This is a genomic window from Mucilaginibacter sp. SMC90 (assembly GCF_022811725.1).
Lineage (GTDB): Bacteria > Bacteroidota > Bacteroidia > Sphingobacteriales > Sphingobacteriaceae > Mucilaginibacter.
Genome location: NZ_CP094527.1, coordinates 92,630 through 118,364 on the forward strand (window position 1 = coordinate 92,630; position 25,735 = coordinate 118,364).

Annotated in this window: 24 protein-coding genes; 9 read left to right on the plus strand and 15 right to left on the minus strand. The window is 43.8% G+C overall.

The genetic code is table 11. The features are described from left to right. Positions 1–5: 5 nt before the first annotated feature. The 6 genes from MTO98_RS00395 to pdeM all read right to left on the minus strand — a co-directional run bounded on the left by MTO98_RS00395 (position 6) and on the right by pdeM (position 7,050). Positions 6–1,538, minus strand: a complete 1,533-nt coding sequence (locus MTO98_RS00395) for a SulP family inorganic anion transporter (protein ID WP_243484507.1) — start codon at positions 1,536–1,538, stop codon at positions 6–8. Positions 1,539–1,852: 314 nt separating this feature from the next. Continuing rightward, a complete protein-coding gene (locus MTO98_RS00400) occupies positions 1,853–2,287 on the minus strand; it encodes a hypothetical protein (RefSeq protein ID WP_243484509.1) in 435 nt (144 codons plus the stop codon). Between the two features lie 252 nt (positions 2,288–2,539). Beyond that, complete coding sequence (locus MTO98_RS00405; RefSeq protein ID WP_243484511.1) at positions 2,540–3,325, minus strand: succinate dehydrogenase/fumarate reductase iron-sulfur subunit; 786 nt, start codon at positions 3,323–3,325, stop codon at positions 2,540–2,542. 117 nt (positions 3,326–3,442) lie between these two features. Continuing rightward, entirely contained in the window at positions 3,443–5,377 is a 1,935-nt protein-coding gene (locus MTO98_RS00410; RefSeq protein ID WP_243484513.1) for a fumarate reductase/succinate dehydrogenase flavoprotein subunit, read from the minus strand. 42 nt (positions 5,378–5,419) lie between these two features. Further along, a complete protein-coding gene (locus MTO98_RS00415; protein WP_243484515.1) occupies positions 5,420–6,211 on the minus strand; it encodes a succinate dehydrogenase cytochrome b subunit in 792 nt (263 codons plus the stop codon). 182 nt (positions 6,212–6,393) lie between these two features. After that, positions 6,394–7,050 (minus strand): ligase-associated DNA damage response endonuclease PdeM, encoded by a 657-nt coding sequence (gene pdeM / locus MTO98_RS00420; RefSeq protein ID WP_243484517.1) that lies wholly within the window; start codon positions 7,048–7,050, stop codon positions 6,394–6,396. A 171-nt stretch (positions 7,051–7,221) separates the two neighbouring features. Here pdeM and MTO98_RS00425 point away from each other — a divergent pair, with 171 nt between their 5' ends. Next, entirely contained in the window at positions 7,222–7,596 is a 375-nt protein-coding gene (locus MTO98_RS00425; RefSeq protein ID WP_243484519.1) for a DUF6249 domain-containing protein, read from the plus strand. Positions 7,597–7,694: 98 nt separating this feature from the next. Here MTO98_RS00425 and MTO98_RS00430 read toward each other — a convergent pair whose 3' ends face one another. Both MTO98_RS00430 and MTO98_RS00435 read right to left on the minus strand, forming a co-directional pair. Continuing rightward, positions 7,695–8,210, minus strand: a complete 516-nt coding sequence (locus MTO98_RS00430; RefSeq protein WP_243484520.1) for a DinB family protein — start codon at positions 8,208–8,210, stop codon at positions 7,695–7,697. Further along, the gene (locus tag MTO98_RS00435) at positions 8,185–9,402 is read right to left on the minus strand and encodes a HAMP domain-containing sensor histidine kinase (protein WP_243484522.1); all 1,218 of its coding nucleotides are present in this window, start codon (positions 9,400–9,402) and stop codon (positions 8,185–8,187) included. Before MTO98_RS00435 ends, MTO98_RS00430 begins: the two co-directional genes overlap by 26 nt. A gap of 263 nt (positions 9,403–9,665) precedes the next feature. Here MTO98_RS00435 and gltX point away from each other — a divergent pair, with 263 nt between their 5' ends. Then, complete coding sequence (gene gltX, locus MTO98_RS00440; protein ID WP_243484524.1) at positions 9,666–11,189, plus strand: glutamate--tRNA ligase; 1,524 nt, start codon at positions 9,666–9,668, stop codon at positions 11,187–11,189. Positions 11,190–11,329: 140 nt separating this feature from the next. Here gltX and MTO98_RS00445 read toward each other — a convergent pair whose 3' ends face one another. From MTO98_RS00445 to MTO98_RS00465, 5 genes are all read right to left on the minus strand, one after another. After that, complete coding sequence (locus MTO98_RS00445) at positions 11,330–12,046, minus strand: 2-phosphosulfolactate phosphatase (protein WP_243484526.1); 717 nt, start codon at positions 12,044–12,046, stop codon at positions 11,330–11,332. Positions 12,047–12,135: 89 nt separating this feature from the next. After that, complete coding sequence (gcvT, locus tag MTO98_RS00450) at positions 12,136–13,215, minus strand: glycine cleavage system aminomethyltransferase GcvT (protein ID WP_243484527.1); 1,080 nt, start codon at positions 13,213–13,215, stop codon at positions 12,136–12,138. A gap of 726 nt (positions 13,216–13,941) precedes the next feature. Next, a complete protein-coding gene (locus MTO98_RS00455) occupies positions 13,942–14,430 on the minus strand; it encodes a thioredoxin family protein (RefSeq protein WP_243484529.1) in 489 nt (162 codons plus the stop codon). A 39-nt stretch (positions 14,431–14,469) separates the two neighbouring features. Then, the gene (locus MTO98_RS00460; protein ID WP_243484531.1) at positions 14,470–15,486 is read right to left on the minus strand and encodes a Gfo/Idh/MocA family oxidoreductase; all 1,017 of its coding nucleotides are present in this window, start codon (positions 15,484–15,486) and stop codon (positions 14,470–14,472) included. A gap of 120 nt (positions 15,487–15,606) precedes the next feature. Next, positions 15,607–16,212: a DUF4142 domain-containing protein gene (locus MTO98_RS00465; RefSeq protein ID WP_243484533.1), complete on the minus strand. Its 606-nt coding sequence runs from the start codon at positions 16,210–16,212 to the stop codon at positions 15,607–15,609. A 199-nt stretch (positions 16,213–16,411) separates the two neighbouring features. Between MTO98_RS00465 and MTO98_RS00470 the strand changes: the two genes are divergently transcribed. Then, complete coding sequence (locus MTO98_RS00470; RefSeq protein ID WP_243484535.1) at positions 16,412–17,017, plus strand: hypothetical protein; 606 nt, start codon at positions 16,412–16,414, stop codon at positions 17,015–17,017. 24 nt (positions 17,018–17,041) lie between these two features. Here the strand turns inward: MTO98_RS00470 and MTO98_RS00475 are convergent, their stop codons facing one another. Then, on the minus strand, positions 17,042–18,109 hold the full coding sequence (locus tag MTO98_RS00475; RefSeq protein WP_243484537.1) for a tellurite resistance/C4-dicarboxylate transporter family protein: 1,068 nt from the start codon (positions 18,107–18,109) through the stop codon (positions 17,042–17,044). A gap of 154 nt (positions 18,110–18,263) precedes the next feature. Here MTO98_RS00475 and MTO98_RS00480 point away from each other — a divergent pair, with 154 nt between their 5' ends. The 5 genes from MTO98_RS00480 to MTO98_RS00500 all read left to right on the plus strand — a co-directional run bounded on the left by MTO98_RS00480 (position 18,264) and on the right by MTO98_RS00500 (position 23,740). Beyond that, a complete protein-coding gene (locus MTO98_RS00480) occupies positions 18,264–19,934 on the plus strand; it encodes a molybdopterin-dependent oxidoreductase (protein WP_243484539.1) in 1,671 nt (556 codons plus the stop codon). 450 nt (positions 19,935–20,384) lie between these two features. After that, positions 20,385–21,782: a class II fumarate hydratase gene (gene fumC, locus MTO98_RS00485; RefSeq protein WP_243484541.1), complete on the plus strand. Its 1,398-nt coding sequence runs from the start codon at positions 20,385–20,387 to the stop codon at positions 21,780–21,782. Positions 21,783–21,837: 55 nt separating this feature from the next. After that, the gene (locus tag MTO98_RS00490; RefSeq protein WP_243484543.1) at positions 21,838–22,413 is read left to right on the plus strand and encodes a hypothetical protein; all 576 of its coding nucleotides are present in this window, start codon (positions 21,838–21,840) and stop codon (positions 22,411–22,413) included. After that, entirely contained in the window at positions 22,413–23,207 is a 795-nt protein-coding gene (locus tag MTO98_RS00495; protein WP_243484544.1) for a S1/P1 nuclease, read from the plus strand. The genes MTO98_RS00490 and MTO98_RS00495 overlap by 1 nt, the downstream gene beginning before the upstream one ends. Positions 23,208–23,305: 98 nt before the next feature. Beyond that, positions 23,306–23,740 carry a low molecular weight protein-tyrosine-phosphatase gene (locus tag MTO98_RS00500; RefSeq protein WP_243484546.1) on the plus strand — a complete coding sequence of 145 codons (435 nt, stop codon included), beginning with the start codon at positions 23,306–23,308 and terminating at the stop codon, positions 23,738–23,740. A gap of 30 nt (positions 23,741–23,770) precedes the next feature. On the opposite strand, the gene MTO98_RS00505 is transcribed toward MTO98_RS00500, so the two are convergent. After that, entirely contained in the window at positions 23,771–24,331 is a 561-nt protein-coding gene (locus tag MTO98_RS00505; RefSeq protein WP_121808430.1) for an RNA polymerase sigma-70 factor, read from the minus strand. Between the two features lie 240 nt (positions 24,332–24,571). On the opposite strand from MTO98_RS00505, the gene MTO98_RS00510 reads away from it, so the two are divergent. Beyond that, complete coding sequence (locus tag MTO98_RS00510) at positions 24,572–25,636, plus strand: FecR family protein (protein WP_243484548.1); 1,065 nt, start codon at positions 24,572–24,574, stop codon at positions 25,634–25,636. The last annotated feature ends 99 nt before the right edge of the window (positions 25,637–25,735 follow it).

Below are 25,735 nucleotides of genomic sequence, written 5' to 3' on the forward strand. Positions count from 1 at the left end.
GAAAATTATTTCTCAACCACCCTGTACGAGGGATCTTCCAGAATATTTACATGGATGATCCCTTCGGCGTTTTTGAGCAGTGTTACACAATCGTCACTTACATGTTTTAGCTGCAGTTTTTTTCCGGCCTGACGATATTTTTCGGTAAGCTTGTTTAGGGCTTCAATACCCGACATATCTGCAATACGGCTATCTTTAAAATCGATCACTACCTCTTCAGGATCTGCCTCGATATCAAACTTTTCATTAAAAGCCATCACCGAACCAAAAAACAACGGCCCATATATTTCATAATGCTTTACGCCTGCTTCGTTAATGTATTTGCGGGCGCGGATGCGCTTGGCGCTTTCCCAGGCAAAAACCAATGCCGAAATAATGACACCGATCAATACCGCAAGCGCAAGGTTGTGAAGCCATACCGTGATTAGCGCTACCAGGATCCCTACAAACACATCCTGTTTAGGCATTTTATTAATTATCCTGAAACTGATCCATTCAAAAGTGCTCACTGCCACCATGATCATTACGCCGGTAAGCGCGGCCATGGGTAATTTTTCAATAACCGGTGCGCCGAAAAGTATAATAAGCAGAATAGTTAATGAAGCAATAATGCCAGCCAGTCTTGCCCGTGCCCCTGCCGATAGATTTACCAGCGTTTGAGCAATCATAGGGCAGCCGCCCATACCCGAAAAGAAACCATTAAGGATGTTGGCACTTCCCTGTGCAATACACTCGCGGTTGCTATTGCCGCGGGTGGCGGTCATTTCATCAACCAGGTTTAATGTTAATAACCCTTCGGTAAGGCCAACGCCGGCCATGATGAGCGCATAGGGGAATATGATTTGCAAGGTATCCATATTGAAAGTAATAGCAGGGATATGAAATGGCGGGAAGCCTCCGCTTACTGCTGCTATATCACGCACTGTTTTAGTATGTATCCCGAAGCCGAAAACCAACGCAAATACCACAATAATAGCAACGAGCGATGGCGGCACCGCTTTGGTAAATTTGGGTAAAATGATGACAATGGCTATGGTGAGTGCTACCAAAGCCGCCATGATCATTAAAGGGGGCCCGCTAAGCCATGCCTCGTGGCCATTAACCACGGTTTTAAATTGCTCCAGCTGGGCCATGAAAATAATAACTGCCAGGCCGTTAACAAAGCCATACATAACAGGCTGAGGCACCAGGCGGATAAACTTACCCAGTTTAAACAAACCAACGAATATCTGAACCACACCCGCCAAAGCAACTGCCGCAAAAACATATTCCAACCCGTGCGATTTCATAAGCGCAATCAGCACCACAACGGTTGCTCCAGCCCCGCCCGATACCAGCCCCGGCCGTCCGCCGAATATAGACGTAGTCAGGCCCATGATAAATGCAGCATACAGGCCCATTAACGGCGGAAAGCCGGCAAGTATGGCGAAAGATAATGATTCGGGCATCATGGTCATGGCAACGGTTAATCCAGCCAGGATCTCGTTTTTATAATTGATTTTTTGCGAAAAGTCGAAAAGACGTAAAGAGAATTTCATCCAGAGTGGTTAAGTATTAAGTAGCCTTTATTGAAGACTTGTAGATAAGCTAATGAATAATGGGATGTGAGCAAACCATCAAAATTTAGTCGCCCCGCAAAAATATACAAAAATGCCGGACTGAGGCGAAGCGAGGATATTGAGGCTTTTTAATATGCTGAAGTAAAATTTCATTGCTGTTGGTTTTAACCAACGGAATAAGCTAAGATGATAAGCGGCTTTAGCCAAAATAAACATGCGGGATTTGAGCTGAAGCCCTTTTGCTTAGTTGTTTGTTATCCGTTGGTTAAAACCAATGGCAATGAAGGAGGGACTTATCTTGTATTTGATTGAACACGCTCTATGCCATTATTAATTCCGGCTTTGATCATATTACCATAACCATCGTCGGGTAAGAAGCTGGTATAGCTAAGGGCCGACTGATAGTTTTCACGCGCTTTATCAAAGTCTTCCAAATCCTCATGGCATTTGGCAATATTAAGATAAAGTGAAGGATAAACCCCTTTTATCTCCTGCCCTTCTATTTCAAAAGCGAATTTTAACGCGGTTTCGTCCCATTTTAATTTATCTGCAACACTCTGTTGATGCCGTGCTACATAGTGTGCGGCAATGAGCTTCTCAAGGGCATTTGTTGCTTCATTCCAGGCTTGATGAAACAATGCGGCAGCTTCATCTCGTTTGGCTTCGCCTTCCAATAACATTCCTTGGGCACAAAGTTTGTTAACATGGTTTTCCGGGTCGAATTGCATAGGGTGCTTGTAGTTTTTGTGGTTTAAATTTATGCTTTTGGGAAGATATATAAACAAAGGACAATTAAAAAAAGAGTGACGTCAAAAACTATGTCATTGCGAGCGTAGCGCGGCAATCGCATGCTATACAGAGCGGCTATGCTTCCGTGCGATTGCCGCGCTACGCTCGCAATGACATGGTTTATATCACTCCCAAAACAAAAACGGCCCGGTGAAACCGGGCCGTTTGCTATATTCAAAACAGAAAATCAATTAATGATTTTGTTCGTGTACTTCCTCTTCCCTGAACAGTTTCGCACTGAAAAAGTCATTGTTCATGCGGGCGATGTTGGTCAGCTTAATTTCCTTAGGACATTCCGCTTCGCAGGCACCGGTGTTGGTACAGCTTCCGAATCCTTCTTCGTCCATTTGGGCAACCATTGACTGCACACGACGGTAACGCTCAGGCTGACCTTGCGGCAATAAACCTAACTGAGTGATCTTGGCCGATACAAATAGCATAGCCGAAGCATTTTTACAAGCAGCAACGCAGGCTCCGCAACCGATACAAGTAGCCGAGTTGAAAGCCTCATCAGCAATAACCTTCGGAATTGGGATAGCATTGCCATCAGGTACACCACCGGTGTTCACCGAAACATAGCCGCCTGCCTGTTGGATCCTATCGAATGCAGAGCGGTCAACCGCTAAGTCTTTTACAATCGGGAATGCTTCTGCGCGCCATGGTTCAATGGTGATGGTTTCGCCATCATGGAAAGTACGCATGTGCAGCTGGCAGGTAGTGATACCGCGTTTCGGTCCGTGTGGGTGACCGTTGATATATAATGAACACATACCGCAAATACCTTCGCGGCAGTCGTGGTCAAAGTTAATTGGCTCATCGCCTTTGTGGGTCAGGCTTTCGTTAACCACGTCGAGCATTTCAAGGAACGACATGTCGGGCGAAATATTTTCAGCTTTGTAGCTTACAAATTTACCCGCGGTTTGAGCATTTTTTTGACGCCATACTTTAAGCGTCAGGTTCATATTTCCGTTACTCATCTTTGTTTTAGATTTGAGTTATCGTTGTTTTTGTTGATTGGGAGAATGGTTGATTAGGAGAGTGGTTTTGTTGGATAGAAAACCTATCAACTACTCACTTAATCAACCATTCACTAACTATGCGTAATTACGTTGCGATAAATGAACTGCTTCAAATACCAGTTGCTCTTTGTGCAATTCTTCAGGCTGATTTTCGCCTTTAAACTCCCAGGCAGCTACAAACGCAAAGTTTTCGTCATCGCGCAATGCTTCGCCATCTGGTGTTTGTGATTCAACCCTGAAGTGGCCACCGCATGATTCTTTACGCATTAAAGCGTCGTCAACCATCAGTTCGCCAAGCTCAATAAAGTCGGCCACGCGACCAGCTCTTTCCAACGAAGCATTTACTTCTTCATTTTCGCCGGTTACGATAGCATTTTTCCAGAAATCGGCTTTCAATGCCTGGATCAAACCTTTTGCTTTTTTCAGACCTTCTTCGGTACGGGCCATACCGCAATATTCCCACATAATGTGGCCAAGTTCGCGGTGGTACTCGTTAGTGGTTTTAGTGCCTTTAAGCGATAATAATTTATTTACGTGTGCAATTACATCCTGTTTGGTTTTTTCAAAAGCAGGATGGCTGGTATCAACCTTTTTAGGGCCAATTTTAGCCAGGTAATCGCCAAGGGTGTAAGGGATCACAAAGTAACCGTCAGATAAACCTTGCATCAGCGCCGAAGCACCAAGGCGGTTTGCGCCGTGGTCGGAGAAGTTACACTCACCCAAAGCATATAAACCAGGAATGGTAGTGCTCAGGTTATAATCAACCCAAAGGCCACCCATGGTATAGTGAACCGCCGGGTAAATACGCATTGGTTGTTTATATGGGTTTTCGTCGGTGATCTGGATATACATATCAAACAGGTTACCGTATTTAGCTTTAACGGTTTCTTCACCTAAACGTTTGATCGCATCGGCAAAGTCAAGGAATACCGCGAAGCCCGAGCCGCCCACACCTTTACCTTCTTCAACCATTTCCTTGGCATTACGTGAAGCCACGTCGCGCGGAACAAGGTTACCGAAAGCCGGATATTTACGCTCTAAGAAGTAATCGCGATCGTCTTCTTTAACCTGGTCGGCTTTCAATGTGCCTTTGCGTAATTGCTCGGCAATTTCAACCGTTTTTGGTGCCCATACCCTACCGTCGTTACGCAATGATTCAGACATCAGCGTAAGTTTCGACTGATGGTCGCCGGTTACCGGGATACAGGTTGGGTGAATTTGAGTATAGCAAGGGTTACCAAAGAAAGCACCACGTTTGTGTGCCCTCCAGGCTGCCGTTACGTTTGAGCCAATGGCGTTTGTTGACAGGTAAAACACGTTGCTGTAGCCACCGGTACATAACAATACCGCATGACCGGCATGGGTATCAATAGCGCCGGTAAGCATGTTGCGGGTAACAATACCTTTGGCATGGCCATCGATAGTTACTACGTCAAGCATTTCGTGACGGGTGTAAACTTTTACTTTGCCGGCATGGATCTGGCGGTTAAGCGCAGAGTATGCACCTAATAATAATTGCTGTCCTGTTTGGCCCCTCGCGTAGAAGGTACGCGATACCTGCGAACCACCGAATGAACGGTTATCCAGCAAGCCGCCGTACTCGCGGGCAAAAGGAACTCCCTGTGCAACGCACTGGTCAATGATGTTTACCGAAACTTCGGCCAAACGGTGAACGTTTGATTCGCGGGCGCGGTAGTCACCTCCTTTAATAGTATCGTAAAATAAACGGAAAACACTGTCGCCGTCGTTCTGGTAGTTTTTAGCAGCATTGATACCACCCTGTGCAGCAATAGAGTGCGCACGGCGGGGGCTGTCCTGGAAACAAAATGCCTTCACATTGTAACCCAGCTCGGCCAGTGTTGCAGCCGCCGAAGCTCCGGCCAAACCTGTACCTACGATGATGATATCGTATTTACGTTTGTTGGCAGGGTTAACCAGCTTCAGATCAAATTTATGCTTGCTCCATTTTTCGGCTAATGGGCCTTGAGGAATTTTAGCATCTAATGTCATCTCTTCTTTGTATTTATGTTTGTGGCTTTTGGCCAGCTAAACTTAGTGAGCTCCCTGGGTTGATAAATAGTAATAATAAACCGGCATGGCGGCGAAAGCTAACGGGATAATAACCGCAAAAAGCCACGTGCCAATAAAGTAAACTACCGGGGTATATTTACGGTGTACCCAGCCCAGCGTACGAAACGCGCTCTGGAAACCATGCAGCAAGTGAAATGCTACGGCACCCATGGCTATTACGTAAAATATTACGTAAATGATGTTGCTAAAGCTATAAGCAACACGTGCGTGCAAATCTTTTACCCTAACAACTTCCACATTATTTTCGGTTGATACAGAGTGGCTGAATTCGGCGTTAGCCGGTGTGTAATCACTAACTTTTGTTTCGCCGGTTGCCAGGTCGGTACGGTACTCTTTAAAGCCCATGGTTTTGTCGTTATGGTAACGGAACCAGAAATCGCCCATGTGAATAACGATGAACAGGAACATGATTGAACCCAGCAGGCCCATGTTTTTTGATGACCATGAGGCATCAGATTTTGCCGCTACTGCATAGCGTACAGGACGTGCTTTACGGTTTTTGACAGTCAGGATCAAACCGTATAGTGCATGCACTAAAATGGAAAGGTACAACAGGTATGCAATAACCTCAATAGGCGGAAAATGCGTAAGGAAGTTGGCATACACGTTAAAACTGAAACCGTTATCGTTGTTAAACAACAGCAGGTTGCCGCCTACGTGCACAATTAAAAACGTGCACAGAAACAAGCCTGTTAAAGCCATGATCAGCTTTTTGCCCAGCGACGAGTTTAAGGTTTGTTTGAATTCGCTCATTATGAATTGGATTTATTAGGCAAAAGTATTTATTAAATAACAAAACATAGAAGAGGTTTTGGCTTATTGAAGATCAAAAAGCTATTTAGAATCAATCTAAAGCAATGCGCTGGTGTTCAATGCGTAAATACAATGCTATGACAGGTAAATTATTGAATTAAAGGGCATTTTGAAGATGGAAATCAAGCTATAGCTACAACTTTATCCTTCAGTACGGCAAAGATCCTGTCGTTTTGAAGGCTCCTGATAGCTACGCGCCCGGTAAATTTACCAAAAGAAGGCAGTATTGCCTGTTTGCTGCCAAAAGCAAAACAAGGCAGGGTTAAGCTTTGCCTTCCTTTGCCGCTCAGGTTTACGCCCGGATGGATGTGTCCGCAAAAAACATAGCCCGGAGCCTGCTTATCATTGGCGAGCGGATGGTGCATCATCAAAAAAGGGCCCATCAATAGCTCGTCGTGCAGTTGGATGTTGAGATCATGATAATGTTTGTCTGCAATGATATCATGGTTGCCGCGGATGAGGATGATCTGCAAGGCCGGGAACTGACTTCGCCAAAGGATAAACCAATCCCAATCATTGTTCATGTCGCTGTGAAACAGATCGCCCAGAAAAATTAGCTTTTGAGGCTTGTGTTCATAAATGAGGTCTGAAAGTACAGCAAGATCGCTTTGTTCCATATCACGTGGTACCGCTATGCCCGCTTTGCGAAAATGGCCAACCTTGCCCAGATGTACATCTGCAATTATCAGGGCATTTTGTTGTTGCCAGTAAATAGCTTTTTGTGGAAGCAATAAAAGATCCTGCCCGAGCAGGTTAAAAGGAGTAGCCGCACTTATCATTAAAGCAAAGGTAATAAAAGCCTCCCGGGCCCCTAAAGGGGGAGTGGAAAATATTTTTTTGATCAGGGTGTAACCTGTTTAAAAAACATGTGGTCATAGTTTACAAATACACCACAACGGGGTATTTGCAGAGAGAAAAAACAATATTACTTAATTAAAAAAACAAATATTATGGGACCTGGACAATTGGGCGTATTAGCCGGAATAATAATACCCCTCAGCTTATTCGCAATGATCTTCGGCATTGTTTACTTAAATAAACGGGAGAAATTAGCAATGATTGAACGAAATATGGATCCAAGGAGTTATAAACCGCAATCGGCTCCTTATCAAAATTTAAAATGGGGTTTACTGCTCATCGGTTCGGGCATCGGCTTGTTTTTAGCCTATGTTTTAAACCGCAGTGTATTCAATAGTTTTGATGATGACGTTTTCTTTTTATATGTATCGCTGATAGCTATTTTTGGAGGAGCAGGTTTGTTTTTATCTTACCGCATCGAAAAAAGAGAAGTGCTGGATAAAGAAGAAATATACAAAGAGAAATAATAGTTCCCTTGTTATCCAGACTTACGAAGTTCACAAAAACCTCGTAAGTCTTTTATTTTTACCGCTATCTTAATCCTCCGCTCTTAAGGGAGGATTTTTTATTCAATTCCGTATCGCTCCTTAAATAAGTTTAAATGGTGGCGCTCATGCCCAGCCAGCATAAACACAAATGCGGCCACAGTAAACAAATGGTTGCTGGCTATCCCGGTACGGGCCAATTGATCATCGGTGAAGGCCTTAACCATATACAGGTTAGCCTGGCGTAATGCCCGGAATTCATCGGCAAGGTGTTTTATTTCCTGACTGTTAAAATCAGTATTGTTCACATATATGTCCTGATCAAAACCGGGCAGCTCGATATGGTTGCGTGAAAATACCAGGGCGCGGTAAGCAAAAGTACGTTCGGTATCAATCATATGGCCCAGCGCCTGCTTAACCGTCCATTTTCCGGGTGCATATGCATATAAACCCTGTTGGTTGGTTAAATTGCTGAAAAGCTGGTAACTGGTATCCATTTGCTGTTCAAGCATATTGATTACATCATTGTCGCCAACAAGCCCTACATATCCCGCTGCAAATGGCGAATAATCACCTGGTTTTGGTTTTGTTATCATTGCGCGTGTTTTTTAGTACTATCCTGAAAGTTGTACCCTTTCCTACTTCCGAATCTTTTACAAAGATCTGCCCGTTGTGATAATTTTCAACTATACGCTTGGTAAGCGATAAGCCCAGCCCCCAGCCGCGCTTGCGGGTGGTATAACCCGGTTGAAAAACGGTATCGAATTTAGAACGGGGAATGCCTTTGCCGGTATCGGTAATGTCGATAAAAATCTGGTTTTTTACCTTATTTCCGCTAATTTCCACTTTGATATTTCCCTTCCCCTCGATAGCATTAACTGCATTTTTTAACAGGTTCTCTACTACCCAATCAAACAGCGGAACGTTTAGCCCCGCTTTCAGGTGTGGGTTACCGGTGAGTTCAAAACTGATGTTTTTGCTTACCCTGACTTTAAAATAGTCAACAAAATCTTTCACTACCGCATATACACCATGCTCTTCCAGTACTGATTTGGAGCCTATTTTTGAAAAACGATCGGCTACAATCTCCAGGCGCTTTACATCGTTTTCCATTTCGGCCATCAGTACATCATCTTCGGCGTTGAATTTTTCTTTCATCAGCTCTATCCAGGCCATAAGCGATGATATTGGCGTGCCCAGCTGGTGCGCGGTTTCTTTGGCCAGGCCAACCCAAACCTGGTCCTGTTCCGATTTTCGCGAGGAACTAAAGGCCGTATAAGCCATCAATAAAAATATGGCAATTACCGTAAGCTGTACGTAAGGAAATAGCCGAAGTTGTGTTAATAATGCCGAATCCTTATAATAAACATAGTTGTCGTCGCCTAAAACTTTAAACTTTATAGGCGCGTGCTGGCCTTTCATATACTGCAGCTCGTTTTCAAAATAGGTAGGGTCGTATTTCTTCCCTTTTTTATTCTCGGCTTCCAGCTTGTTGTAAGTTTTGGTAGTATCTAATCCGCGCCATAAAATAATCTCGTCCTTTTCGTCGGTGATAATTGCGGGTACGGTTAAGCTGTCACGTACAGAAATTACATAACTGAAAAAATCGTCATCGTCTGAGTTTAATAATTGCCTCATGGTCATGGCCCAAACCTGGGCCCGGGTACGCTCAGAGCGGGCAATGTTTTTTACCAGGTAGCTGGTGTAAAATAATGAACCGCTGGCAATTACTACTGCGAAAGCGAGGAGCAAATATTTCCAACGTTTTTTCTGTTGATATGGGTTCATGCTGGGCACAGCCCAAATAACGTAAAATTATTTCAGATGTGCAGATGTGCGGATTGCAAATGTGCAGATGATAGATGTGCAAATTGAGGAGGCTCAATTATCATGTATAAAGGTTGTAGTATCCAGGTCATAAAAATGCCGCCATTTGACGCTGTATCTTAAAAACAACCCAATTAACAATTATTAACATTTTTCATCTGCATATCTGCACATCTGCAATCCGCACATCTACCATCTGAAATATAAACTATCTTTGCCCCATCATGACCGATAAAAAAGTAAGAGTCCGTTTTGCGCCGAGCCCTACAGGTGGTTTACACCTTGGCGGTGTGCGTACAGTGTTGTTTAACTATTTATTCGCCAAAAAACATGGCGGTGATTTTGTGTTACGAATTGAGGATACCGACCAGACACGCTATGTGGAAGGTGCCGAAGAATATATTTTAAACTGCCTTAAATGGTGTGGCCTTCACCCCGATGAAAGCCCGGTTGCCGGAGGCCCTTATGCCCCCTATCGCCAAAGTGAACGCAAGCCGCTTTACCGCGAATATGCCGAACGCCTGGTTATGGAAGGCCATGCATATTACGCCTTTGACACTGCCGAAGAACTGGACAAGAACCGTAAGGAGATCCCTAACTTTCAATATGGATTGGCTTATCGCCATACTTTACGTAACTCGTTATCATTGCCGCAACATGAGGTTGATGAGCTGCTTGCTGCCGGAACGCCGCACGTTATCCGTATCAAAATGCCCGAAGGCGAAACCGTGAGTTTCAATGATATGATCCGCGGGCATGTGAGCTTTGAGACCAGCCTGGTTGACGATAAAGTATTGTTAAAGGCTGATGGTATGCCTACATACCATCTGGCTGTTGTGGTTGATGATTTCCTGATGAAGATCACTCACGCTTTCCGCGGCGAGGAATGGCTGCCTTCGGCCCCAGTGCATTTGCTGCTTTGGGAGTACCTGGGCTGGAAAGCCGATATGCCGCAATGGGCGCACCTGCCGCTGATATTGAAACCGGATGGTCATGGAAAACTTAGCAAGCGCGATGGCGCAAGATTAGGTTTCCCTGTTTATGCCATGAACTGGTTTGATGCAAAATCGGGCGAGTTAACTCCGGGTTTCCGTGAGCTTGGCTTTTTGCCGGAGGCATTCTTGAACCTGCTGGCTACTTTAGGCTGGAACGATGGTACCGAACAGGAAATTTTTACGCTTGATGAACTGATCGATAAATTTTCGATAGAGCGGGTTAATAAATCGGGTGCTAAGTTTGATTTTGAAAAAGCCAAATGGTTCAACGCCGAGTGGATTAAGAAGTTGGAAGCCGAAAATCTGAAGCCGGGAGTTTCTAATGTATTGGCTGATAAAGGAATTGTTGTTAAGGATGGGGAATATCTTGTAAAAGTGATCAACCTGATCAAAGATCGTTGTGTGCTATTACCAGATTTTTATCAGCAGGCTGGATTCTTTTTTGAACAGCCTGCAGCATATGACCTCAATGCCGTAAAACCTAAATGGACAGATACCAAAACAGAATTTTACCGGGAGTTCATTGCTTTATTAAATAATGAAACTACGATTGACGCGCACGAACTGGAAGCTAAATTCAAAGCACTTGGCGAACAAAAAGGCCTAAAAGTTGGCGACGTGATGCTGCCATTCCGCATTATGCTGGTAGGCGGTAAATTTGGCCCGCATGTGTTTGATATCGTTGCCCTGCTTGGTAAAGAAGAAACTATCAGCAGGATTGAAAAGGCGCTTGTGGAGTTTACTGCAGCGTAATATAACAACTATGTCATTGCGAGCGCAGCGCGGCAATCTCGTAGCTATGCATATTCAATATGCCTGGCTACGAGATTGCCACGTCGCTCCTGATGCTTTTACCCAGGCCGCTCCTCGCAATGACATGGTTTTTAAGAGGGTTATTTAAGCTTCACCAACTTCTCCCCTTCCAAAACGGGAATTGCAGTAGTCAGATCAACCTGTAAACAAAACTCAATATCTTTTTCGATGCCTAATTTTTTAAGGCGTTCGCCGTGCGATGTTTTCTTGAGATAAGCATTGATATCCGTTTTGCCGATCTGGAAAAGATCATTTGCGGCTATAGCAGCATCATCCAGTACGAATCCTTTATCTTTTAATTGTTCAATTACAGCGCCGGCAAACAGGGTATCCTCCAGGTTGAAATTGTTTTTCCAGCCGGCACAAACCAGCAATACATTTTCGTTTTGGGTGTTAAGCCAGTTGCTTAAAGCAGTAAGGTTCAGAAACGAACCGATAACAATTTTTTTAGCACTGCGCGATAAATGAAGTGCATGAGTGCCGTTGGTAGTAGTTAGCACTATTGTTTTACCAGCTACTTTTTCTTTAGTGTATGAAAATGGCGAGTTGCCAAAATCAAAACCTTCAACTACCGATCCGTCGCGTTCGGCGGCAAGAAGGTAATCCAGCCCTTTCTCTCTATACGCGGCACACTCCTCAACTTGTGATACCGGTATAATAGCCTCAGCACCGTTTTCAATACCATAACATATAGATGATGTTGCCCTGAAAATATCAATAACCACCACAATATAATCTTCCACATTAAATAGCGGCAATAGTGCAGGGGTCAGGCAAACGTTTAATTCCTTTTTCATTTGTGATTGGTCATTATGTCATTGAGTCATCAGGTCATTGGTTGAGTCAAAAAAATGACTTAATGACCCAATGACCTGAAAGAAATGACCTATTTATAAAACGGTGGTTTTACAATTTTAGCCTTGATTTTATTATCCCTGATGCTGATGTAGATCTCGGTGCCTTCTTTGGCGAAAGCGGTGTCTACATAGCCCATACCAATGGCTTTTTGTAACGATGGCGATTGAGTGCCAGAAGTTACTTTACCAATGGTATTGCCATCGGCATCAACTATCACATAATCGTGACGTGGAATGCCGCGGTCAATCATTTCAAAACCTACCAGTTTACGACTTACACCAGCTTGTTTTTGTGCTTGGAGTGCTTCAGCATTGGTAAATTCTTTATTGAATTTGGTTACCCAGCCTAAACCGGCTTCGAGCGGAGAGGTAGTATCATCTATGTCATTACCATAGAGGCAAAAGCCCATTTCCAAACGCAGGGTATCGCGCGCGCCCAATCCAATTGGCTTAATGCCGAATGGTTCGCCTGCTTTGAAAATAGCCTCCCAGATCTGTTCAGCATATTGATTTTCAAAATAGATCTCGAAACCGCCAGCACCGGTATAACCGGTAGCAGATATCACTACGTTATCAACGCCGGCAAATGTTCCTTTGGTAAAGGTGTAGTATTCCATCGATACCAGGTCGGTATCGGTAAGGCTTTGTAAAGCTTCGGCAGCTTTGGGGCCCTGGATAGCCAGCAGTGATGTACGGTCGGATATGTTTTTCATATCTACACCGTTGGTATTGTATTTGGAGATCCAGTCCCAGTCTTTTTCAATGTTTGAGGCGTTGACAACCAGCATGTAGGTTTTCTCGTCGATACGATAAACTAACAGGTCATCAACAATACCACCATCTTCATTGGGCAGGCATGAGTACTGCACTTTGCCATCATATAATTTTGAGGCATCGTTGCTGGTAACACGCTGAATGAGGTCAAGCGCGTTCTCGCCTTTTAAAATGAATTCGCCCATGTGGCTCACGTCAAAAACACCAACAGCCTTACGCACTGTTTCGTGCTCTGCGTTAATTCCGGCGTATTGAACTGGCATATTGTAACCGGCAAATGGAACCATTTTGGCACCGGTTTTTACGTGGATATCGGTTAATGCGGTATTCTTCATCGTCAACTTTAATAATGGCCGCAAAGGTAACTATTCTGAACCGTAATCAGTACCGCTGATCGGTTTTGATGCCGTTGATTTTGCTGATTGTTTTAAATTGTATTGAAAGCAAAAAAGCCTGATGTATTCCCTCGGGACCCTCTGGGAGTTTAAGTTAACCAACGAAATTCACCAACCTAAAATTTCAATAGGAGGCACCTACGGAGCCAAAAAATGTGCTTTTTTAAAGCTATAAACACGTGGCCCCGCTGGGGCCGGCAAGGTTTTACAACATAATCTGATAATAATTGAGATGCTTAAGGACAAATGCACCAGAGGTGCAAAAGGTTTGCAGCATAAAAAGGATAGAAATACCCATTGCCCCGGTGGGCAATGTCATTAAGTTAAGGGCTTGACAGGTTGCACCAGAGGTGCAAAAGGTTTGTAGCAATTAAAGATTCGTTTGTCTTGGTGTGCCAGAGGTACACAACTCTGAGTGTTCCGCTCCTCTAACACGGTTATTTTCGGTATATGATATTACTACAAACCTGTTCCCCCTGTGGGGAATTTCCCCTTAACCTAATGACATTGCTCAGAGGGGCAAAACAAAACGCCTTGCTGATTAAACGGCAAAACAATTTGGCGGGTTAACTTAGATCTGCGAGAGGTTCCCTGATGGAACGTTAAATAAAAAAGCCGGCTAAAACTTAGTTGAGTTTAACCGGCTTTATATTAAAGTAAAATACTTTACACTTTTTTAAGCGCTTCCATCAGCACCGGAATTTTGGGCACTTTGGGGTACGACTGAAATAATTTGCCATACTTATCATATACGGCTATGTAAGGAGTAGTTTGTACGTTATAAAACCGTTGCACCAAATAAGTATAACCCTCGGTACCAATAGTGATGTTATGGTATTTGGCCAGGTCAAAGTCGCGCTGAAAAGTTTGGATCCCTTTAAGCATTGGCATAAAAGTGATCATTACTATCTGCACATCTTTTAACTTAGGCAGCTCGGGTTTCAGATCATACATCAGGTGTTGGCAATGGCTGCAATCAGGCGAAAAATAGATCACCATTACCGGTTTGTTTTTTTTAAGGTTGGCAGGAGTAACGTAAACACTGTCTGTAGTGAGGATGTGATATGGCGGTAAGCCCGAGTTTGCAGGCGGCGTTTGTGCCTGGCTGCACCCGGTGGCAATGATCAGACAAAGCAGTAAATACAGTTTCTTCATTATTTTAATTAGCGTTTAATAAGCATAGTTACAACATTTTTAGCTTTCAAGCAATTCAATTTGCCAGGCAACATGCTCTTCGGTTACGGGGAATAACGCATTTTCGCGTATGGTATGATACACCGCATCAAATATCCCGTTATAATTACCTTTTGGTGACTTTAGCCACTCTATGGTTTTTTGTCCGTCGGCCCCCATGAGTACCAGTTTGCCGTCGCTGCCTTCGGGTTCAATGCCAAAGCCTTCGTCGGTTGGCATCATATCAGCATCAAGCTGGGCTTCCTGCACGTCGGTACGCATTTTAACAAAGCTGCCTAATGTGCCATGTACAACAAAGCCATAGGTATGCTCGGCAATCAGTAGTCCCGAAGTAAGGTAAACATTAAGCTGGTTAGGGTATTTTAGGTGGATGTTAAAGTAATCGTCAACCTGCGAGTCGGGCCGGTGTGCGGCAGTGGTTTTTGCGTAACTCAACGGGCGGCCAAAAATACTGATGGCATTATCAACCAGGTGTGCGCCAAGGTCATAAGTGAGGCCGCCTCCCGGAACGCCGGCTGTTTCCTTGAATTTTTTAACGCCGATGGCCATGCGGTACCTGTCCAGCCTGAAATGCACTTCGATCAGCTCCCCTAACCTGCCGCTTTCAATCACTTCTTTTACCGAAAGAAAACCGCTATCGTAACGGCGGTTTTGGTAGGTCATCACTTTCAGATCAAGCTTTTTACCCAGGTCATACAGCGCTTTTACCTCATGAGAAGTTACCGCAGCCGGCTTTTCGATCAACACATGCTTGCCGGCGTTAAGTGCCTGTACGGCATAGTCAAAATGGGTATTGTTGGGTGTGTTAACTATAATGAGTTCTATCTCATCGTCATTAAGCAGCTCATCGATGGTATCATAGCTGATCACATCCGGATATTTTTTTCCGGCCTTTTTTTCATGACGTTCAACCACAGCCTTGAAAGTAAAGCCGGGGTTGGTGGTTAAAAACGGGGCGTGAAAAATCCTGCCCGACATTCCGTAGGCCATGAGGCCGGTTACTATTGGTTTCGACATATTAAAAGTAGATTTTGCTGTGTTAAAAGTATCGTTTTAGCCACATCTGTACAAGCAATTAAAAAGAAAAAGGGAGATTGTTACATCTCCCTTTTTCTTACCGAAGTAATCAATAGCTGATTATTTCATGCCTTTTTGTATGGCCTCAATTTCGGCCAGGTGGTGCTGAATGGTAGGTAATGTTTTGGCTGCCCATGCTTTAAGATCGGCATCCTTGCAATTTTTTGAAGCATCTTCAAACATGGAAGCTACTTTTTTATGACCATCAACCATGGCATCAACATAAGCCTTGTCAAAGGCGGCACCCGATTTTGCGGCAAGCTCTGTTTTCTTTTTCTGATGATCAGCATCTGGCTCAGATGGTAAGCTGATGTTTTTTGTTTTGGCAAGTGCCATCAGTTCATCATTTGCTTTGGTGTGGTCGGTAACCATCATTTTGGCAAATTCTTTTACTTTGGCATTGGTTGCTTTTTCGCTGGCCAATTGCCCTATGGCAACCTCGGCCAGGCCTGCATTAGCTGCGCCAGTGGCAAATTTGGCATCATCGGCAGTAACAGCAATGCCTGTTGCGCCTGTAGTTGTGGTGTCTTTAACTTTGTTGGCGCTGTCGGCAGTATCTTTTACAGCTGCCGAGCTATCGGTAGCGCCATTTTTAGCGCCGCCATTACACGCCTGGAACGATAGGGCTGCAAGTGCCATCATCGCTATTAAACTTAACTTTTTCATAGTAGGTGTTTTATATGTTTATTTTTCAGTTATAACATTTTATAGTTAATTAAGTTTCATTTTCTTAATTGTAAAATTTAATAACTGTATTAGAGGCGGCTTCAACGCTCTTATTTGCATTTTAATGAATATTTAACATTTGTTTAAAAGCACTTTTATAAGTTGTGGTTTATAATAACGCGACTAAATTATACCCGATATGTTAATAGGATCATTGTTTTTGGGCAAAGTGCATGAAGTAAACGGGCAGTGGATAGAGACCAAATTTGTGGTTATTGGCATTCCGCTGTTTCCCACCAGTTCTATGTTGGTAACCCGCGCGGCCTGGCGAAGCCGTAACGGATTTAATATTCCGCTAAACAGCCAAAGTATTATTGCGGGGTACGCACGTATGTTTTCGCTTATCACTGCGTTTATAGCTTTTATATTCTTTTTTATTGAGCGCGACTCAACCGCCTCTGTTATTGGAGGGGCAGGCTTATTGGTATGGCTGTATTTTTATTTTGTATTTGGCAGTGCTGATACAGCCGAAGCAGAGGAACGGAAAAAAATGGGCGATCTGACGGGCCTTTATATCAAACCCGAATGGCTTGATCATGATGATGCATTGCGTATTTATGAGCGCCTTGAAAAAAAATACCGCACCGAATTTGATAATGCCGACTGGTTTACCGATTTACAGCAAAAGGAAATAGCGCCGGCCAAATTGCCATTGTTGTATGCATTATCAAGGTTTAACTACTCATTAGGGGCAACAGAGTGCAATAAAAAGTTGTTTGAAAAGGCCGATAGTTTATACTTGTGATAGGGTTTTTTGTGTTGGCTTAGATTATTTAGGTGGTAAAACAAACCGGATAAAGCTTCGTACCATCCCGATAAAAACGATTACCCATGCCGCCATCGATAAATAAATAAAAACGTTTGAGATGGGCATAACAAATGGCAGGTGGAGCACTTTTGAAAAGTTAAACGTAGCCACTGTGTACATGCTGGCCGGGAATACCAGCGACCAATACTGCGGATCATATTTAAGGGGCACCCGCTGTAAAACGTGCCGCCATATAGGGAGCAGAAACAATATGGGGATCCACCAGGTGGCAAATGCCCAAAACAAAACAGTAAAGCCCGGCAAAAAGTATTGGACCCCGGCAATCCATTCATGGGTATGCGCATAAAGCAGTAACCGCGATCCGGCCAGGGTGGTTATGGCAACTGCCCCCATATTTATCCAATAGGGCGGCGTAAGTAATTCGGCCTTCATACTCATAAAAAGCCAGCGGTATATAATAAGTGAAATAAATACCATGTAATGCATGCCCCCGATCAGGAAAGCACAAAATGAAATAAAGATCACAATATCCTGATGGGGTGTGTAGTCGGCAATTAAAGCACCCAGTACAGCAACTGATTCGGCAGCTACTACGATAAGCAGCCAGGCCCCGCTTAGGCTGGCCTCTACCCCTTGCTTGGGTTCTTTTGCGGTGATGACAATAAAAAAGGTGTAGGTGATGAGCACCCATAATATGATGCCCAGCCACCATAAAAATACAGCGATATCTTGTTGTTTTGTCATTAAAGCAAACTGATTGCCCAAAACATTATTGGCGGCAACCATGGTTAAGAAAGTTACTCCGCGCGATGAACTGCTGATATCTTTCCAAACAGCCATAGGATATTTGATTACCCGCAAAAAGAAAATTCCCCATAGCACTATATAAAAACCAATGTTGGCTGCAAACAGGGCGTTGGCAATGGCAGGCATATTATATAAAAAAGCACCAATGGAAATGATGCCGGTTGCCATCACCAAAGCAAAATATCCCGGGAAAAAGGACTGGAGCGAATGGCCCGTAATTGGCTCACCCGGCTTGGATAAGGGCGGATGTTGTTCTGTCATTTACAATAGGTTGTTTATTTACAATAGCGGTAGTGCTTAAACATTTGTATTTCAGGCTGGTCTTTAATAAAGATCCACAAATTATTAATTACCTTTAACAGTATTGCAATACTTTAAATAATATATAAGTTTTTACTTAAAACACCTACCTTATATGTTTACCAATTTTAACGCAGCGGAGCAAGCGGTTCATTTCCCGGCAGACAGAAGATTGTTTTTAGGAATCAAACCTTACATATTTATTGCTATCGGTGTTTTGCTGCTGGCAACTGTTGGCGTAGCATGGCTGCAGTACCTTATCGGGGGGCTTCCTGCCGATCCATCCGCTTCTTTTGCCCCGGTTGCTGAAGCCGATCCGAAAGGCTTCCCGTGGTGGTTATGCCTGAGCCACTGGGTCAACTTTTTCTTTTTAATTATCATCATCAGAAGCGGGCTTTCCATCCTGGCCGATCATCCCCGGTTATATTGGAACAACGACTGTACGCCCGATTCTGAATGGATTAAATTCACCCCCTTAAAAATACCCGACAATAAAATATGGACGGCAAAGGATGAAGCCCGTTATTTAAGTCCGGTTGTTGGCCTGCCCGGTTACCGCCATACTGTGGGGCTTGCCCGTTGCTGGCATTTTATCAATGTGCCGTTTTTTCTTTTGAATGGCGTTGTATTTACCGTTCTGCTTTTTACTACCAATCAATGGAAACGACTTGTACCTGTATCCTGGCAAATACTGCCCGATTCATGGAACGTATTTGTTCACTATGCCACCCTGAACATGCCGGTTGAGCCTAATGGCTTTTACCATTACAATGCGTTGCAGCAACTCTCCTATTTCGGAGTGGTATTTATACTTGCGCCTGTTGCCATGCTTAGCGGCATGGCCATGTCGCCGGCTATTGAAAACAGGTTTCACTGGCTGCCAAAGCTTTTCGGGAACAGGCAGGGTGCGCGTTCTGTCCATTTTTTAGTGATGCTTGCCTACCTGGCCTTTATCTTGATCCATGTAAGTATGGTTGCGGCAACAGGGCTCGTCCGTAACATGAACCACATTATACACGGAACTGATAGCCCAACTGATACCTCGGGGCTTTACATTGGTTTGGGCTTTATATTATTTATAGTCGCGTTTGGTTTTTTTGCGCACTGGTTATCATGGAAAAGGCCGCGGCTGCTTCAAAAAGCAGAAGCCGCTATCAACGGAACGCTTTGGAAGCTTTCCATCAATAAATTTAAGCCCCATATATATTATAGCCCTAAAGATATATCACCCTATTTTTGGGCAAATGGAAAAGTCCCTGAGTGTGAAGAATGGCGCAACATGGCTGCCGATGGATTTAAAGATTATAAGCTGAAAGTTGGCGGCCTGGTTGATAAGCCCGTAGAGCTATCAATTACAGATTTGATAGAACTTGGCAAGGAGCAAAATATAACCATGCACCATTGCATCCAGGGATGGTCGGGTATTGCAGAGTGGGGAGGTGTACCCATAAAAGCACTTGTTGAATTGGTTAAACCCCATGCAAATGTTACAACTGTAGCTTTTTATTCATTTGGCGAAGGGTTGTACGGCGGCACTTATTATGATACTCATACGCTTGATAATTGTATGAAACCAGCCTCAATTTTAGCCTGGGAAATGAATTACGAACCGCTTACCCCTGCTTATGGCGCTCCGCTCAGGCTCCGGATAGAAAACCAGTTGGGTTATAAAATGGTAAAATGGATTGCCCGTATTGATTTTGTAGAAAGTCATGAAACTATAGGTAAAGGTTTTGGCGGCAAAAACGAAGATGATGAATATTTTGATTTGATTGCGAATACCTGATTTAACAGGATGTGTGTTAAATCACGTATTTGCGTTAGGGATTGCAGCGGATACCGGCCAAGAGCGTAATGCCTGCAGGCGTATGAGCGTAAAGCCCTGCCGCAGGCAACGCCATTATCTGAACCATGATTGTTAGGATTTTGGGATTGTTAGGATTTTTTGCTGTTGGAGTCTTTGTTAGTGACAACATCCCACAACGGCGAGCAGGTGTTCGGAAGATGCATGTCAGTAAAATGTAGGCTTGAAAAATCATGTCATTGCTTCGTCGTTCCTCCTCGCAATGACATGGTTTTTAATTTTGCTGTTGTTAGCGCGTCTTCACCAACTTTTCTCAATTATTGACTTGACGACAAAAAAGCATGCTATCTAACTCTCCTATCAAAAAGTTTACACCCTGCATTCCCCCGCATCATATAAAAGCATAACTTTGCCCCTGCAAAAATTAATACCATGAGTTTCAGAACCGAACACGATACCATGGGCGAGGTACAAGTACCTGCCGACAAATACTGGGGAGCGCAAACCGAACGCTCACGCAATAATTTTAAAATTGGTCCCGAGGCGTCAATGCCAAAGGAAATTATCGACGCTTTCGCTTACCTGAAAAAGGCCGCTGCCTTTACCAATACCGATTTAGGGGTATTACCGTCAGAGAAACGCGATCTGATTGCACAAGTGTGCGATGAGATCCTGACCGGCTCGCTGGCTTCAGAGTTTCCGCTGGTGATCTGGCAAACAGGTTCGGGCACGCAATCAAACATGAACGTGAATGAGGTTGTTGCTAACCGCGCCCATGTATTACAAGGCAATAAACTGGGCGAAGGTAAAACCTTCATCCACCCCAATGATGACGTGAATAAATCACAATCATCAAATGATACCTACCCAACTGCCATGCACATTGCGGCGTATAAGATCCTGATCGATGTAACCATTCCGGGTATCGAAAAACTGCGCGATACTTTGCAGGCTAAGGTTGAAGCTTTTAAATCGGTAGTAAAAATCGGTCGTACCCACCTGATGGATGCTACCCCGCTTACTTTAGGCCAGGAGTTTTCAGGTTATGTATCACAGCTTAATCACGGTTTAAAAGCACTGCGCAACACGCTTGATCACCTTTCGGAACTTGCCCTTGGCGGTACCGCGGTAGGTACAGGCATTAACACGCCAAAAGGTTATGATGTTAAAGTTGCTGAGTACATTGCTCAGTTTACCGGTTTGCCATTCATCACTGCCGAAAATAAATTTGAGGCGCTTGCCGCTCATGATGCTATTGTTGAAAGCCATGGTGCGCTGAAACAAATTGCGGTTTCATTAATGAAAATCGCCAATGATATCAGGATGCTGGCATCTGGTCCGCGTTCGGGTATTGGCGAAATCCATATTCCGGATAACGAGCCTGGTTCATCTATTATGCCGGGTAAAGTTAACCCAACCCAAAACGAGGCTGTTACCATGGTAGCTGCACAGGTTATGGGTAATGATGTGGCTATCTCTATTGGCGGTTCAAACGGGCATTACGAGTTGAACGTATTTAAACCGGTTATGGCAGCTAACTTCCTGCAGTCGGCAAGGTTAATTGGTGATGCCTGCGTATCATTCAATGATCATTGCGCTGTAGGTATTGAGCCTAACTACGAAGGCATCAAAAAACATCTTGAAAACTCATTGATGCTGGTAACTGCACTTAACCCGCATATCGGTTACGAAAACGCAGCAAAAATTGCTAAAACAGCCCTTAAAAACGGCAGCTCACTGCGCGAAGCAGCTATTGGTTTAGGCTTACTAACCAACGAGCAGTTTGACGAGTGGGTACGCCCCGAAAATATGATAGGCAGCTTAAAATAGGCCTCACCCCAACCCCTCTCCTTCAGGAGAGGGGCTTTTTTAATGCATTCGGTTTATGCCAAAACGCTTTGATTTGCGCCATTTCTTCTTTACTAAGGCTTTAAGCCTTCCGCTTTCAGCTTTCAGCTCAAAGAAAGCCTTTCGCCTTTTACCTTTCGCCTTTTGCCTAATCGCAGCAGCTTCCTGCAGCAGGAATCCCGACATGCAGGAACCTGGCGATAGCAAATTGCAGGGCGAGTGGAGGCAGGATAGTGTGCCTGCACAAAAAAGCCTGGTAACATATTCGCTATACGACATTAAATTCAGCTGCGATTCATTTCTTTTGAAGATCAGTACTGTTAGTAAGGTTAATTATGGGGCTGATACCTGTATGAGCAAAGGACACTGGGATGAATACGTGCGCGGAACTTATTCGCAAAGGCAGGACACCCTACATATAAAAGGCCAGTTTTGCAATGCCGATGGCTCTTATAAAAATGAACAGGGATGTTTCAGATTTGGCGATTATGAAGAATATTTCAAAGTTCATCAGCAAGGCGATTCACTCATCAGGTTTGTAAGTACATCCAATGTAATACCCATTAACGCGCATTTGATAAAAAGAACAAGCTGTATTCCAAAACCATTGTAATGAAAACACAAATTTTAAAAAAACTTTTACTGCTGGTAGCTATATTTTACATCCCCCTGCAAAGCATGGCCTGGGGTACCAACGGTCACCGCATTTGCGGACAAATTGCCGATAGCTACCTTACTCCACAGGCCCGTAAAGCTGTTCAGGCTATTTTAGGAGATGAGTCAATAGCAATTACCAGCAACTGGGCCGATTTTATTAAATCCGACCCGGCTTATGGTTATCTGTATAACTGGCATTTTATCGATCTGGATAAAGCTTATACTTATCCCGAACTACAAGGCTACTTAAAAGCGGATACTGCGGTTGATGCCTATACTAAAATGAACTTTTTGATTGCCGAGCTTAAAAAGCCGGCTACAACAAAAGCCAACAAGCTACTTTATCTGCGCATGCTGATCCATATTGTTGAGGATGTACACCAGCCGCTGCACACCGGCCATACCAGCGATAAAGGCGGCAACGACATAAAGGTGCAATGGTTTGGGAAAGACAGTAACCTGCACTCGGTTTGGGATAGCCAGCTGATCGACTTTCAGCAGTTAAGCTATACCGAGTATGCAACCATGATTAACCACACCACTGCTGCTCAACGTGCTAAGCTGCAAAAGGACCCGATAAGTGAGTGGTTATTTGAAAGCAACCAGCTTGCAGAAAAGCTGTACACCGACGTTAAGCCTGGCGAAAACCTGAGCTACAAATACAACTTTAAATACATTGGTTTATTAAATGACCAAATGGTAAAAGCCGGAGTTCGTTTGGCCGGTGTATTGAATCAAATTTTTAGTTGATTGGTGAATGGTTGATTGGGTGAGTAGTTAGGCAGCTAATTAACCACTCACTTAATCAACCTAATCAACCACTCACTCTATAACAATCAACCCCAAAAATGAAAATACTAATGGTATGCCTGGGCAATATTTGCCGTTCGCCGTTGGCGGAGGGGATCATGCAGCATTTGGCAGATGAAAATGGACTCGGCTGGAACGTTGATTCGGCCGGTACAGGGAGCTGGCATGTGGGCGAGGCGCCAGACAGGCGTTCCATCCGCGCTGCCCGTAACCATGGCGTTGATCTCAGTAAACAGGTTTGCCGTCAGTTTAAACGCGCAGACTTTGATACGTTCGACCATATTTTTGTGATGGACCGCAATAACCTGAGCGATGTACTTGACATGGCCCGAAATGAGGAACAGGCTGCCAAAGTGAAACTTCTTTTAGGTGATAAAGTTGTCCCTGATCCTTACTATGATGACAGCCAGTTTGAACCGGTTTTTGAACTGATTGAGGCAGGATGTAAGGACATTATAAAAGATTTGAGATAGATCGTTGCCGGTTAGGCCGTATCGCTTACCTTAAAAAAACATATAACTCACATGTTTTAGCACCTGCCTTAATTTTTCAAGTGCTATACTCATTTGGCGCTCAACGGTTTTGGGAGAAATGTTGAGCTGCACCGCAATCTCCCTGTATTTCATATCGCTGAAGCGGCTTAATACAAATATTTCACGGCATTTTTCGGGAAGGGTGGCAATTGCTGCTTCTATCTGTAAGGCAAGTTCTTTTTCCTCAAGGCCATTTTCAAGCGTATTGCGCAGCTCATCAAACAGGTTGTTTTTTTCGAGATAGTTAACGTAAAGGTTCTCTATCTTCTGGCGCTTGAGGTAATTAAGACTCCGGTTTTGCACCATTTTAAAAAGATAGGAACTTACCGATGCGCAAAAGGCAACCTCATGCCCGCGTTCCCATAGGTGGGTAAACACATCGGCCGTGATTTCTTCAGCAACGGTTAAATCATTTACGAAGCGGTTGGAGAACAAAGTTAAACGGGTATAGTATAGCCTGAACAGGGTTTCGAATGCTTTAGCGTCGCCCTGTGTAAATGAGGTTATAGGTAGTTTGTTTTCCTGGATCATTAATCCTGCCTTTAATTAATCCGAATACTTTTTAAAAAACTTTAACAAGTTACAAATTTTTTACTTCTGTATCAAATTTAATATGGAAATAATGAAAAGCTAACCCTGAACATTCTGTAAAAAAAAGGTTACGCATAATATGTAAGGGACATTTATGCCACGAGCCGAATAAAATTGAAAATATTTTGTACGGCTTTGAGGGTATCTCCTTTTTTAATTGTCTTAACGATAATATTACAAATGGATAACGAAGAAGTAAAATTACTGTTAGTGAAATATATAACCGGCGAGGCTACCGCACAGGAGCTTGAGCAGGTTAAACAATGGATAAGTGCGCACCCTGAAAACGAACAGTATTTTGCACAGCTTTATGAAACATGGCATAATATGCTTTACCTGCAGCCAACGGTTGTAAATAAAGATAGTGCCTACAATAAACTTTCGGAAGGTATTGTACCAGCGCAGCCGTCGCGCTATGCAAGGCTGGTAACATGGGGCAAAGCGGCAGCGGCCATAGCTTTATTGGCCGCAGTTACCGTTACCTTATATAACAGGCATTCAAAAAATGTAGAAAGCGTAAGGCAAATTGCCGTTACCCCGGGTTCGATAAAAAAAGTTGTGTTGAGTGATGGTACACAGGTTTGGCTTAACGCGGGCAGCAAGCTTAACTACACGGCTGATTTTGGAAAAACAACCCGCACCGTTTACCTTGAAGGCGAAGCCTTTTTTGATATAGCCCCCGGCAAAAAGACTGTTCCTTTTATTGTTAATACAAAAAACTATACCATAAGGGATATCGGCACAAAGTTTAACCTGAAAGCATACGCTTCCGATCCGTTTTTTGAAACCACGGTGGTAAAGGGTGAAGTATCGGTAGAAGGAAATGTTGATAATAACGCACATGAAATGAGCCGGATCTATGTAAAGCCGCGGCAGGTGCTCAGGATCTACTATCGCCCTAAAAAAGAAAGCTACAGCTATACCGCGCCGGATACCAAAAACCTGAACGAGATCCAGATGTCGGAGATCGATTCGGCCAAACTTAACCGTTACGATGGCTGGAAGGAAAACCTGCTTGTATTTGATGGTGCCACGCTTAGTGATATGGTCAAGGTGCTGGAACGAAGATATGATGTAACTATCAACATAACCGATGCCGACTTGAACAGTATCCGTTATTCGGGGAGTTTTAAAAACATCCCAAATATTGAAAAAGTGCTCGCTATTATAAAAGCCAATACAGCCATCAATTATTCAATAAACGGCAATACAGTAAACATTACACGAAACAACAATAATGATTAACCTAACTAAAACAAAAAGCAAACTATGATCAAAAACTAACATTCTCTTTTACATAAAAAACCCGGATGTGCTACCAACACGCCCGGGCCTAAAGCAATC